Below are 13018 nucleotides of genomic sequence, written 5' to 3'. Positions count from 1 at the left end.
ATAACAACTCCACAAATACAATAAATAAATGAAAATAGCAGTAGTAGGGACAGGATATGTAGGTCTCGTATCGGGCACTTGTTTTGCCGAGTCAGGAAATTATGTGACGTGTGTGGACATCGACGCCACCAAAGTTGAAAAAATGAAAAATGGTTATGTACCAATTTACGAACCAGGTTTAGAGATACTTTTTGAACGCAATACCAAGGCAGGCCGCCTTCACTTTACCACTGATCTGGCAGATGGTATCAAAGATGCTAAAATCATATTTCTGGCACTACCAACACCTCCGGGAGCAGACGGGTCAGCCGATCTTTCTTTTGTATTGAAAGTAGCGAAGGATCTTTCTGAAATCATCACTGATTACAAAGTTATTGTTGATAAAAGTACGGTGCCGGTAGGGACAGCTGAAAGAGTTGAAGCCGTTTTACGTGAGAAATTGGATCATACACTCTTTGATGTGGTGTCCAATCCCGAATTTCTTCGCGAAGGAGTCGCTGTGGAAGACTTTATGAAACCAGATCGGGTAGTGGTAGGCACGTCATCAGATAAAGCTAAGAAAATTATGACAGCCCTTTATGAACCATTTGTACGTCAGGGCAATCCTATCATCTTCATGGATGAGCGCAGTGCAGAAATGACAAAATATGCAGCCAATTCATATCTCGCTACCCGCATCACCTTTATGAATGAAATCGCCAATCTTTGCGAGCGATTAGGTGCAGATGTGGACATGGTGCGTAAAGGTATGGGTTCTGATAGCCGTATTGGCAAAAGATTTTTGTTTCCGGGTGTAGGATATGGAGGATCTTGTTTTCCAAAAGACGTACAGGCACTCGCCAAAACGGCTCAAGAAAATGAATACGATTTTAAGATACTAAAAGCTGTCATGCATGTCAATGAGTTACAAAAGGAGATTCTTTCTTCCAAAATACTGAAATATTTCAATGGCGACCTGACAGGGAAAACCATTGGTGTCTGGGGCCTTGCATTTAAACCAAATACTGATGATATCAGAGAAGCACCGGCACTGACCATCATATCCAGATTGCTCAACAAAGGAGCCAAAGTAAAAGCCTACGATCCGGAAGCAATGGACAATGTCAAACAAATATTTGGTAATAAAATCGAATTTTCATCCAATGAATACGATGCTATACATGATGTTGATGCATTGGCTATCGTTACCGAATGGAACGAATTCCGTACACCGGATTTTGACAAGATGAAACAAATCATGAGGGCTCCTGTCATCTTTGATGGTAGAAATATTTATGATGTGCAAGTGACAAGGGATTTGGGATTTTATTATGATAGTATAGGGAGATAGGTTGAAATTAGTACAGAAAAATTAAAACCCTGTCAGCTATTTGAAGATTTGGCTGAAAAACAGAAAATATTCAAAGCTAAAGCAAAAAAAAACAACGCTCGAGGAAGCCAGAACCATTTTAAAATGGTTGAAAGATGGAAAGACGGATAAAAAATAAGACCGGATATAACGAAGCGTGAAGAGCAGACAAAACAATCTTAATCTCAAATATCTTCATCAACCTTTACCATAATCTCAACCTTAGTCTCAGCCTTAATTTTAAGTGTGGAACTTTTTCCCCATCAAAATAGTTTAATTATTCAAATCAAGTATAAATCATGACCATAACTTATCAATTCGACCACGTCAGTCAAATAGACAACAAATTTGTCCAGTCTCTAAGAGCTGCTTTTAAGGGACAAAAAGTCAGACTTAATGTAGAAGTGGAAGCAATAGAAGAGCTGCCTTTACACATAGAAGCTGCCATACGAAGGGTAGAGGATGGTGGTGAGTTGATTGATGTTGATTTGACTAAATATGAAGAATTAGTTAAAGATATATAAGAGTTCTAGTTTATGAACCAAATGCTGCTGATGATTTAGAATATTGGGCTACAAATAATCTTAAAGTTTTAAAAAAGATAATTGAATTAATACATTTTTGCAGAAAATCTCCCTTTGAAGGTCTTGGGAAACCAGAACCGTTAAGACACCATTTAAAAGGATATTGGTCTAGGCGCATCAATGAAGAACATAGGCTGATATATAAAGTTGACGATGAAAAAATTACCATCATTTCATGTAAAGATCATTATTGATTTTATTTGTCTTAGTGTCTCACTAAGGTGCGATATCATAAGGCTTCTAGCCTGTTTCGTAATACTTTTTCACTTGCAATATGGCGCGGGCTACATGCTTGAATATACTGAATCGTAGCCATTAAGCTATAACAAAGTGCTCAAATAATCAGATCATCAAATATATGCAGCCTTTGTGGTATCAACAAATATGCAATTCAGCAGTTCTATCAAATAAGCAAATCAACCATAGAATATGAATATCCTCATTACAGGAGGTGCCGGCTTCATCGGATCACACATAGTCAGATTACTAGTAAATAAATATCCTGGTTATAAAATCATTAATCTCGACGCACTGACCTATGCCGGCAATCTCGAAAATCTTAGAGATGTCGAAAACTTGCCTAACTATACTTTTGTCAGAGGTGATATCGGTGATGAAGTGTTGGTCAGTGATATTTTCAGAAAATATGATATCACCCACGTCGTCCACCTTGCAGCTGAATCTCATGTGGACAGATCGATCAAAGATCCCTTGATATTTTTAAAAACCAATATTTTAGGTACTGCCAATTTGCTGCAAGTAGCTAAAAAACATTGGGCAGGAAATTACGATGCTAAATTATTTTATCATATCAGTACTGACGAAGTGTATGGGTCTTTGGAGATGGGGACAGAAATGTTTACTGAGCATACCCCATATGACCCTCGTTCTCCCTATTCTGCATCCAAAGCTTCTTCTGACCATTTAGTAAGGGCTTATTTTCATACATATCATATGCCGGTAGTCATCTCCAATTGCAGCAATAACTATGGGCCCAATCACTTTCCTGAGAAACTTATACCGTTAATGCTCCATAATATCATTCATAAGAAACCACTGCCGGTATATGGTAAAGGCGAAAATGTGAGAGATTGGCTATATGTAGAAGATCATGCCAGAGCTATTGACACTATTTTGCATAATGGTGTATCAGGTGAAACTTACAATATAGGAGGTCATAATGAGTGGAAAAATATCGAAATCGTTCATTATCTATGTGATGCTATGGACAAAAAATTGGGGAGAGTGGATGGAGAAAGCCGGAAACTCATCACCTATGTCACCGATCGAGCAGGTCATGATTTGAGATATGCTATTGATGCCTCCAAAATTGAGCAGGAGTTGGGATGGAAGCCTGAGGAAACTTTTGAAACCGGTATAGCTAAGACCATAGACTGGTATCTTAATAATCAGGAGTGGCTGGATCATGTGACTTCCGGGGCTTATCAGGAGTACTATGAAAAGATGTATACTAACTAAATTTCTATTTTGACGAACTGTATATGAGAATAATTCGTTTAAACCAGACAGAAAATTGATTTCGAAAATTTACAATCATAATTATTTTATTTGAAATACATTATGATTTAAATTTTTCGCAGAATATTTTCTGTCCACTATAAGTTGAGAAGTTTATTTTTTATATTGGTAAAATGATGATTACGGACATCAATCAATTAGACATGAATGACATATATAGTTATGCTGACTATCTGAAATGGCAGTTGGACGAGAGAGTCGAATTGCTCAGGGGTAGGATATTTAGAATGTCGCCGTCGCCAAATACCAGGCATCAACGTATTTCAGGAAAATTGAATAGATGGATTGGTAATTTTTTATCAAATTCTTCTTGCGATGTGTTTTCCGCGCCTTTTGATGTCCGGCTTTCAGTTTCAAAGGGCATAAACATTTCCAGAAAATTCAGAAATAAAACAAAATCACTGCCGGATGGTAAAATCATGACTGTAGTGCAGCCCGATATTTGTGTTATTTGTAATCCTGATATGTTGGATGAAAAAGGATGTGCTGGTTCACCGGATTTAGTTATTGAAATATTGTCTCCGGGCAATTCACGCCGGGAAATGAAAGATAAATTTGAAATTTATCAGGAGGCAGGAATTCCGGAATACTGGATTGTAGATCCTGAGCATGAGTTTATTATCATGTATATGTTACATAAGGAAAAGTATATTGGAAGTGCGCCATACTACAGTGGAGATACGATTTTCAGCAAAGCTATAGATGGTTTTTCTTTGGATGTTGAACAAATATTTAAGTAAAATATAAGTGAATCAGGAAAATAATACAAATTCGATGACTTATCAGGACGATGAGATCACACTCAAAGAGCTCATAGAAAAGCTTTTGGAATTCTGGAGGGAGCTGTGGGCAAAAAAATGGTGGATTATAGCACTGACTATCCCTGTGATGGCCTACTTTGGGTACAAAGCCAAAAAAGCTGAAGTGACTTATACTGCTCAGTTGACCTATCTTCTCAATGATGGTAGTGGAGGAGGTGGTGCATTAGGTGGGATCTTGGGATCTTTTGGATTGGGTAAAGGTGGCAAAGTCAATTTGGATAGAATCGTAGAGTTATCCAGATCCAGAAATATCATACAAAAAGTGTTATTTACAGAAGTGCCACTTGATACTTTTCAAGGCAAAAAAGACCTTATTGCCAATCATTTGATCACATTGTACCATCTGGACAAAGAGTGGACCAATAAGAAAAAGGACTGGACTGGATTTAAATTCAAATCAAGTGACATCTCCACTTTCAAAGGTGATGATCTGGCAGCACTAAAAATGCTGTACGGAAAGGTAGTAGGTGGCAAAAATGTCAAAAACCCCATTTTTAGCAATGGATTTAATGAAGATACAGGGATTCTTACCATTACATCGACTACAGTGGACGAGGAGCTTTCCATCATATTTGCAAACCTTGTTTATACTGAATTGAAGCAATATTACACTGAAAGTAGCACCAAAGGCAATCAAAATACCTTTGAATTTGTGGAAGCTAAAACTGACTCCATATTTGCATTATTGCGAAGCAAGGAGTTTCAGCTTTCGAGATTCAATGACTCTTACAGAAATCTTACAGACCCGAATTTATTGACTCAAAAGCGTTTGCTTGAAACTGAGATCCTAAAACTGAAAACCATGTATGCGGAAGCTACCAAAAACAGAGAATCAGCGGATTTTTCACTTGCATCAGGGACTCCAGATATCAGCATCATAGATGAACCACTGCCACCGCTTGAGCCAAATGCTATGTCTTTGCTGATAGAACTGATCAAAGGTGGTTTGTTGGGATGTTTGCTTGCTGCAGGGTTTTTTATTGCCCGAAAGATTGTGGTGGATGCCATGGCTTAATTATTGTTAGTTTTTCTCAAAAAGATATCTGATTTGAAAAATTATTTTGCACACGAATCTTCTTATATTGATGAAGGATGTACCATAGGAGAAGGTACTAAAATATGGCATTTTAGCCACATTATGCCTAATTGTACTTTGGGTAAAAATTGTAATATTGGCCAAAATGTAGTCATCTCTCCCGAAGTTGTATTGGGAGATAATGTCAAGGTACAAAATAATGTATCCATATATACCGGTGTTACGTGCGATGATGATGTTTTTCTGGGTCCTTCGTGTGTGTTTACCAATGTGATCAATCCACGCAGCGCGGTCAACCGCAAAAGTGAATATCTAAAAACCCATGTAGGCAAAGGTGCATCTATCGGGGCCAATGCTACCATTGTATGTGGTCATGACATCGGCAAATATGCTTTTATAGGAGCAGGTGCAGTGGTGACTAAGCATGTACCTGATTATGCCCTGGTAGTAGGAAACCCTGCCAGGCAAATGGGGTGGATGAGTGAGTTTGGTCAAAGATTGACATTTGATGATAACGATATAGCGACCTGCCCGGAAAGTGGAGAGAAATATCGGTTGAATGGTTTAAATTTGGTTAAACTATAAAGTTGTAAAAATGGCTGAACTTTTAAAGTTTGACAGGACCTCATTCCGAATAGTTGATTTTGACGAAAAAGGACAAAACGTTGAATATTGGCTTACTAAAACAGTGTATGAAAGATTGTGTGCGTCCTGGTATTTGACCTGTTCGAGTTATAATTTACCATATTCTTCTGAACATAAAATAGACCGAACAACTTTTCGTATCAGAAAATTTTCTGATGAGTAATATTTTTAACAGTGATTTTCAGGAATTTCTGAAAGCCTTTGAAGATTGCAGAGTTGAATATGTGTTGGTAGGTGGTTACTCAGTTATTATTCATGGATATAATAGAACTACAGGAGATATGGATTTATTTGTCAATCCTACGGAAGAAAACTACAAAAAAATAACAAGGGCATTTATTAAGTTTGGCATGCCACTTTTTGGTATGAGTTTAGAAAGGTTTTTAGATACTGAAAATTTTGATGTATTTGAGTATGGTCGCCCGCCGATGGCAATAGATATTATAACTAAATTAAAGGGCGTCTCAATTTTTGAAGCAATAAACAATGCTATCAGATTCAAAATTGATGATTCTTTAAGCATAAATGTAATTCATATTAATCAACTAATCCAAAATAAGATATCTGTAGGCAGATCAAAGGATAAGTCAGATATAGAATATTTAAAAGGAAAATAATACATAAGCAATTATTTCAAATCAATAAATGATCAAATCAGCAATTTTACCAAATCAACAAATAAAATGAAAGGTATCATCCTCGCCGGCGGCTCCGGCACCAGGCTTTATCCCATAACTAAGGCTATAAGTAAGCAACTCATGCCTATTTACGATAAGCCTATGATCTATTATCCGATGTCTATCCTTATGCTTTCAGGTATCCGTGACATATTGATCATCACGACCCCTGAAGACCAGCCGGGCTTCATCCGATTGTTGGGCGATGGAGCTGAACTGGGATGCAACTTTGAGTATGCAGTTCAGGAAGTACCCAATGGCTTGGCACAGGCATTTGTAATAGGAGCAGATTTTATAGGAAATGATACTTCGTGTTTAGTACTCGGGGACAATATATTTTATGGTTCAGGGCTTTCAAAATTGCTGCAGCAAAGTGCCTCTATCACATCCGGAGCAAAGGTATTTGCTTATCCGGTAAATGACCCTGAGAGATATGGTGTTGTAGAATTTGATGAAAACAAAAAAGCACTTTCCATAGAAGAAAAACCCAAAGAACCAAAATCAGATTATGCAGTTCCCGGTTTATATTATTATGACAATAAGGTCGTGGATATTGCAAAAAATATCAAACCATCTTCCAGAGGTGAATATGAAATAACTACCGTTAATCAGCATTATCTTGAGAAAGGCCTACTCTCAGTCGGGATTATGGACCGCGGCACCGCATGGTTAGACACAGGCACTTTTGACTCACTACATGATGCATCAGAATTTGTGCGTGTCATTGAAAAAAGACAGGGATATAAGATCGGCTGTATTGAAGAAGTGGCGTGGCGTATGAAATTTATAGATTCAGACCAGTTGTCCAAACTAGCTGGTCCGCTTGTAAAAAGCGGCTATGGAGAATATCTTTTGAAGGTACTGAAGTAATAGCATATCAAATATATTTAGTTTTAAAAATATTCGGGAATACACACACTGCATGAACATACTCAACAATCCATACTTCAACGCTCTGAAAAATATAAGAGACATTTTGGATGATGACCAAAAGAAGAGAAGTACATATATGTTTGGGCTAATGCTGATAAATGCCTTTGTTGATATTGCAGGATTAGGAGGAATGGCAATTCTTATGCAAGTGATCATGGATACTAACTCTATTAAAGAAAAATGGTATTTGGAATTTTTATATAATCTCACAGGCGGAAGTGATATGATCACTTTTTTATTGATATTGTCAATTTCTATTTTTATATTTTTTCTTTTTAAAAATTTCATCAGTCTCATCATTCTATATATTCAATCCAGATTTTCTTTCAATATTTCTTTGAGATTGAGTCAGAAGATGTTTCAGCATTATTATGATCAGGGATATCTTTATATATCGGATCAGGATACTGGAAAGAAAAATTATGATGTTATCATTGTCCCATATTATTTTGCTTCTTCTTACCTGATGGAGACATTGCTGATGTCAACGGAGATTGTAGTTTTATTGCTTATTTTTATTTCGCTAATCATTTACAATCCGATAGCCATTGTTTTTCTGATCATTTTTTCATTACCAATACTCGCTATCATATATCAGTTGACAAAAAACAAAACAAAGGCACTGGGTGAGGCACGAAATACAGTCGCACCCAAAGCTATTTCAGTATTGATAGATAGTATGAATGCTTACAATGATGTTGTGCTGACAAATAAAGAACAATCTTTTTATGAAAATTTTAGCGACCAAATTAAAAAACTAAACTCTATTGATGCTTTGCAGCAAGGGATATTTGCCAAAATCCATCAGAGACTCAATGATATAGTACTCGGTTTGGGCTTGATGGTTTTGCTGGCATATGCTTATTTTTTCAGAGAAAATTCAAGCGAGATTTTAGTACTGATGAGTGTATTCGCCCTGGCAGCTTACCGAATGTTGCCTGCTATAAACAGGATTATGGGTAGTGCACTTGCAATAAAAAATGTGAGTTATGTAATTGATGAGCTAAAGGTTTTGAATAAAAGAAGGTTAAAACATTACAAGACTGTTGATTCTTTGCATTTCAATGAAAAAATAGTTTTTGATCGGATTGGGTTTTCCTACCCCGGCACTGATGTAGAGGTCCTGAAAGACATTAGCTTTCATTTACATAAAGGGGAAACTATAGGTTTTATTGGGTCATCCGGTTCCGGCAAGACCACGATATTACATCTTTTCCTTAGATTTTTAAAGGAAAATAAAGGATCAATTTTTCTGGATTCACTTCAACTTGGGGAAGATAATAAAGCTTCATTCCAAAAAATGATTGGATATGTTCAACAAAATGTCTACATCAGAAATGGTACACTAAGAGAAAATATTGCCTTTGGGCAGTCAGATAATGAAATTGATGAAATAAAACTCAAAAAAGCAGTCTCGGATGCGATGTTGACGGAAATAGTAGAGAGTCACCCTGAAGGCATTGATATTTATTTGGGTGAAAATGGAGTCAAACTTTCAGGAGGTCAGAGACAGAGAGTTGGTATAGCACGTGCGTTGTACAAGGATGCAGAGATTTTACTTTTTGACGAGGCCACATCTGCATTGGATCATGAGACTGAAAAGGCCATCGTTACTACCATCAATCACCTGGCTAAACTGGATAAAACCATCATTATAGTGGCTCACAGGTTTACAACTCTTGAAATGTGCGACAGGATTTATGAACTGAAAGATGGTGCAATAAGTGCAATATATTCATATGCTCAGGTGCAAAAAATGGTTTTAAATAAAAGTGAATAAAATTTATTTAAGCTATTTTGTTTGAAAGAGTCAAAAAATATACTTAGCCATTTCAAAAATCTAATCATTTGATAACTTTTTATATACAAAATAACCTACATTTGCAACATTTTACAGATATAGGATTTTTATATAAGTCATCAGTTAAAACATAATTCAATTTTGCTACCATGAAGATAAATCTGAAATCAATATTACCCTATATCATTCCTGTGGTGATCATCGTTGCTGCAAGTGTAAGTTATTTTCTACCACAGTTTCAGGGTAAGGTGGTGCGACAAGGAGATATAGTTTCATATGACGGTGCAGCAAGAGAGGCCAATGAGTACAAAAAGAAAACTGGTGAAGAAGCATTCTGGACCAATTCTATGTTTTCCGGGATGCCTACCACAATGATCTCCTTGTCTGCTAAATCTAACCTCATACAGTATATACAGCCGGTGACTTCACTTTTTTTCAATCAGCCCACAGGTTTCTTTATTGTGGGTATGCTTGGTTTTTATTTGTTATTGATGCTCCTGGGTATAAATCCATGGCTTAGCCTTTTAGGTGCTTTGCTTTTTGGTTTTAGTACCAACCACTATATCCTTTATGAAGCAGGTCATAATACCAAAATAATGACTATTATGACCAGCCCGTTGGTAGTTTCCGGTGTATTGCTCGTATTTAAAAGGTATTATATTGCAGGTAGTGCGGTTTTTGGGCTAGGTTTTGGTATGAATATATTGGCCAATCACCCACAGATGACATATTATCTGGGACTATGTTTAGGCATTCTTGTACTGATTGAATTTATCAAAAGTGTACAGGAGAAAAAGATTTTAGGATTTATTACATCTTTAGCCATTCTTGGGGCTATAGGTGTGCTAGCCGTAGGTGCTTCTGCTTCACGAATGTGGACTGCTTATGAATATACCAAAAGCACTATGAGAGGTGGTCAGGTATTAAAAGCTGAAACAGAGGTTACAAATAATCAGGCCAACTCACAAGGAGGATTGGAATGGGAATACGCCATGCAGTGGAGCAATGGTTACGGTGACCTGATAGCAACTTTTATTCCAAAAATTGTCGGAGGAGGAAGTGGAGAATGGTTAGATAATAAATCCTATTTGGCCAAGGCCGTAGGTCAACGCCAGCCATTTCAGTTTCCAACCTATTTTGGTTCGTTGCCTTTCACCAGTGGACCAACCTACTTTGGTGTTGTGGCAGTTTTTTTATTTATCTTGGGATTGTTCGTAATCAAAGGGCCGGAAAAATGGTGGTTGTTGATTGTGGTGGTGATTACTATGCTGCTTTCATTGGGAAAAAACTTCGCTGTCCTTAATAGTTTTCTTTTTGAATTTATGCCATTGTATAATAAATTCAGAGCACCTAGTTCCATACTTAGCATTACAGCCATATTTATTCCATTATTGGGTGTATTGGCTATTTCAGAAATATTAAAATCATCTGATAAGTCTCAGTACCTTAAACCATTATATATTGCAACCGGTATTCTGGGTGGTATATCTTTGTTGCTTTGGGCAGCCAACAGTTCATTTTTTGAATATAGCAGTCCCGGGGATGAACAATATGCTCAAATCATTGAACAACTGAAAACGCAGAGAGAAGAAATGTCAAGCGGCTCAGCCTTCAGAAGTTTGATTTTTATTTTGTTGGCAGCCGGTACTTTGTGGTTGTATATCAAAGAAAAGCTCACTTCTGGAATCTTGATAGCTATCATTTCTGTGTTAGGATTGGTGGATTTGTATCAGATTGATAAAGGATATCTGGATAAAAAGGATTTTGTAAACAAATCCACGTACAACCAACAATTTGAGCCAAGACCAGTGGATTTACAAATCATGCAGGACAAAAGTTTAAGTTACAGAGTTCTGGATGTTAGTATCAACACCTTCAATTCATCGTCTTCATCCTACTTTCATAAGACCATAGGCGGATATCATGCTGCCAAACTCCAAAGGTATCAGGATATAATCGATAGACATATCTCTCAAAACAATATGGCGGTTTTGAATATGCTGAATACAAAGTATTTTATCTCAGCAGGGCAGGATGGGCTGGCGGTAGCCCAGCAAAATCAGGATGCTGCAGGCAATGCATGGTTTGTGGATAAAATCCAGCTTGTGTCTGATGCCAATGCTGAAATTGATTCATTGAAAAATTTTGATCCTTCAGCTCAGACTTTTATCCACACGGAATTTAAAGACTACATATCCGGAATGGTTCCCCAGAAAAACGGAACCATCCAAATGAAAACATACTCACCAAATAAACTGGAGTATGAATCCGATACACAAAGTGATCAGTTTGCTGTCTTTTCTGAAGTTTGGTATGGTCCTGACCTTGGATGGCAAGCTTATGTCGATGGCAAACCTGTAGAGCATATCAGAGCCAACTACATCCTCCGCGGCATGAAAGTTCCGGCCGGAAAACACAACATAACCTTTGAATTCAAACCGCAATCATACATCACAGGAGAAAAAATAAGCCTTGTATGCTCGGCTTTGATCCTCCTGTTATTAGGTTTTGCGCTGTATAAAGGATTTATAAAATGGAATTCTAAAGTTGAAGTGGTTTGATTTTCTTTATTTTTATTTGGTTTTTTTCTCGATTATAATATAAAATGACAAAACAATTTGCACTAATAGGGGCAGCAGGATATATTGCTCCAAGGCATATGAAGGCCATAAAAGATACAAAAAATGAGCTAATAGCGGCATATGACCCTAATGACTCTGTAGGTATTATAGACAGTTATTTTCCTAATGCGGCATTTTTTACAGAGTTTGAGCGTTTTGACAGACATGTAGATAAACTAAGAAGGAGGGGAGAAGCCGTAGATTATGTCAGTATCTGTAGTCCAAACTATCTTCATGATGCGCACATGAGATTTGGTTTGCGGAGTGGTGCTGATGTGATTTGCGAAAAACCGATCGTACTCAACCCCTGGAACATAGATGCGCTTCAGGAGCTGGAAAAAGAAACAGGTAAAAATATCTATACAGTTTTGCAGCTGAGATTGCACAACGCGATCATAGATCTGAAGAAAAAAGTAGATGCTGCACCAAAAGATAAGGTTTTCGAATTTGACCTGACATATCAGACATCACGGGGCAACTGGTATTATACTTCCTGGAAGGTGACGTGGCCAAGTCTGGCGGAATTGCTACAAATATTGGAGTACATTTTTTTGATATGTTAGGGTGGGTATTTGGAAAAGTAAAGGACAATGTCGTACATATCCACACGCATGACCGGGCAGCCGGATATCTTGAATTTGAGAGGGCAAGAGTGAGATGGTTTTTGAGTATCAATTACGATACAATACCAGATGGTGTTCGTGCCACTGGTAAGCGTACATTCAGAAGCATGGAGGTAGAAGGAGAACAAATCGAGTTTAGCGATGGCTTTACGGAGTTGCATACAGATACCTATCGGGATATCCTAAATGGTGGAGGGTACAGGGTTGATGCTTCCAGACAAGCTATCGAGATCGTACATGATATACGGACTAAAGCACCGTTTGGGTTAGTTGGGGATTATCATCCGTTTTGTAAGTTGGAGTTGGTGAAGCATCCATTTGAATAGATCAATAAAAATATGGGCTAAATTTTAAAAAAGTAAATACATTAAGACTGACTTGCCCCTTCAT

At 37.4% G+C, this 13018-nt stretch carries 12 protein-coding genes and 1 pseudogene; all 13 read left to right on the top strand.

Annotated features, from left to right (window positions below; all coding sequences use genetic code 11):
- The first annotated feature begins 28 nt into the window (after nucleotides 1-28).
- The 13 genes and pseudogenes from IPK35_18590 to IPK35_18530 all read left to right on the top strand — a co-directional run bounded on the left by IPK35_18590 (nucleotide 29) and on the right by IPK35_18530 (nucleotide 12954).
- Entirely contained in the window at nucleotides 29-1330 is a 1302-nt protein-coding gene (locus IPK35_18590; GenBank protein MBK8055221.1) for a UDP-glucose/GDP-mannose dehydrogenase family protein, read from the top strand.
- A gap of 317 nt (nucleotides 1331-1647) precedes the next feature.
- Complete coding sequence (locus IPK35_18585) at nucleotides 1648-1872, top strand: hypothetical protein (GenBank protein ID MBK8055220.1); 225 nt, start codon at nucleotides 1648-1650, stop codon at nucleotides 1870-1872.
- On the top strand, nucleotides 1869-2126 hold the full coding sequence (locus tag IPK35_18580) for a Txe/YoeB family addiction module toxin (GenBank protein ID MBK8055219.1): 258 nt from the start codon (nucleotides 1869-1871) through the stop codon (nucleotides 2124-2126). Before IPK35_18585 ends, IPK35_18580 begins: the two co-directional genes overlap by 4 nt.
- 235 nt (nucleotides 2127-2361) lie before the next feature.
- Nucleotides 2362-3411, top strand: a complete 1050-nt coding sequence (rfbB, locus tag IPK35_18575; GenBank protein MBK8055218.1) for a dTDP-glucose 4,6-dehydratase — start codon at nucleotides 2362-2364, stop codon at nucleotides 3409-3411.
- 176 nt (nucleotides 3412-3587) lie between these two features.
- Nucleotides 3588-4211: a Uma2 family endonuclease gene (locus IPK35_18570; protein MBK8055217.1), complete on the top strand. Its 624-nt coding sequence runs from the start codon at nucleotides 3588-3590 to the stop codon at nucleotides 4209-4211.
- 34 nt (nucleotides 4212-4245) lie between these two features.
- Nucleotides 4246-5307 (top strand): hypothetical protein, encoded by a 1062-nt coding sequence (locus tag IPK35_18565; GenBank protein ID MBK8055216.1) that lies wholly within the window; start codon nucleotides 4246-4248, stop codon nucleotides 5305-5307.
- 33 nt (nucleotides 5308-5340) lie between these two features.
- Nucleotides 5341-5913 carry an N-acetyltransferase gene (locus IPK35_18560; protein ID MBK8055215.1) on the top strand — a complete coding sequence of 191 codons (573 nt, stop codon included), beginning with the start codon at nucleotides 5341-5343 and terminating at the stop codon, nucleotides 5911-5913.
- Between the two features lie 10 nt (nucleotides 5914-5923).
- Nucleotides 5924-6136: a hypothetical protein gene (locus IPK35_18555; GenBank protein ID MBK8055214.1), complete on the top strand. Its 213-nt coding sequence runs from the start codon at nucleotides 5924-5926 to the stop codon at nucleotides 6134-6136.
- Nucleotides 6129-6590, top strand: coding sequence for a hypothetical protein (locus IPK35_18550; protein ID MBK8055213.1), 462 nt, complete (start codon nucleotides 6129-6131; stop codon nucleotides 6588-6590). The genes IPK35_18555 and IPK35_18550 overlap by 8 nt, the downstream gene beginning before the upstream one ends.
- 66 nt (nucleotides 6591-6656) lie before the next feature.
- Nucleotides 6657-7520: a glucose-1-phosphate thymidylyltransferase RfbA gene (gene rfbA, locus IPK35_18545; protein MBK8055212.1), complete on the top strand. Its 864-nt coding sequence runs from the start codon at nucleotides 6657-6659 to the stop codon at nucleotides 7518-7520.
- Between the two features lie 52 nt (nucleotides 7521-7572).
- Nucleotides 7573-9363, top strand: coding sequence for an ABC transporter ATP-binding protein/permease (locus IPK35_18540; protein ID MBK8055211.1), 1791 nt, complete (start codon nucleotides 7573-7575; stop codon nucleotides 9361-9363).
- Nucleotides 9364-9533: 170 nt separating this feature from the next.
- Complete coding sequence (locus IPK35_18535; GenBank protein ID MBK8055210.1) at nucleotides 9534-11945, top strand: YfhO family protein; 2412 nt, start codon at nucleotides 9534-9536, stop codon at nucleotides 11943-11945.
- Between the two features lie 44 nt (nucleotides 11946-11989).
- Nucleotides 11990-12954, top strand: a pseudogene (locus IPK35_18530) (Gfo/Idh/MocA family oxidoreductase).
- Nucleotides 12955-13018: the final 64 nt, after the last annotated feature.

The organism is Saprospiraceae bacterium (assembly GCA_016713025.1).
In the GTDB taxonomy this organism is placed as follows: Bacteria; Bacteroidota; Bacteroidia; order Chitinophagales; family Saprospiraceae; genus OLB9.
The sequence above is the reverse complement of the archived record's forward strand: the minus strand, read 5'-3'. Positions and strand labels throughout refer to the sequence as shown.

Excerpts from the sequence above, each read along its gene's own strand:
- IPK35_18590 (MBK8055221.1), top strand. The coding sequence starts at position 29 with ATGAAAATAGCAGTAGTAGGGACAGGATATGTAGGTCTCGTATCGGGC.
- IPK35_18585 (MBK8055220.1), top strand. The coding sequence starts at position 1,648 with ATGACCATAACTTATCAATTCGACCACGTCAGTCAAATAGACAACAAA.
- rfbB (MBK8055218.1), top strand. The coding sequence starts at position 2,362 with ATGAATATCCTCATTACAGGAGGTGCCGGCTTCATCGGATCACACATA.
- IPK35_18570 (MBK8055217.1), top strand. The coding sequence starts at position 3,588 with ATGATTACGGACATCAATCAATTAGACATGAATGACATATATAGTTAT.
- IPK35_18565 (MBK8055216.1), top strand. The coding sequence starts at position 4,246 with ATGACTTATCAGGACGATGAGATCACACTCAAAGAGCTCATAGAAAAG.
- IPK35_18555 (MBK8055214.1), top strand. The coding sequence starts at position 5,924 with ATGGCTGAACTTTTAAAGTTTGACAGGACCTCATTCCGAATAGTTGAT.
- IPK35_18550 (MBK8055213.1), top strand. The coding sequence starts at position 6,129 with ATGAGTAATATTTTTAACAGTGATTTTCAGGAATTTCTGAAAGCCTTT.
- rfbA (MBK8055212.1), top strand. The coding sequence starts at position 6,657 with ATGAAAGGTATCATCCTCGCCGGCGGCTCCGGCACCAGGCTTTATCCC.
- IPK35_18540 (MBK8055211.1), top strand. The coding sequence starts at position 7,573 with ATGAACATACTCAACAATCCATACTTCAACGCTCTGAAAAATATAAGA.
- IPK35_18535 (MBK8055210.1), top strand. The coding sequence starts at position 9,534 with ATGAAGATAAATCTGAAATCAATATTACCCTATATCATTCCTGTGGTG.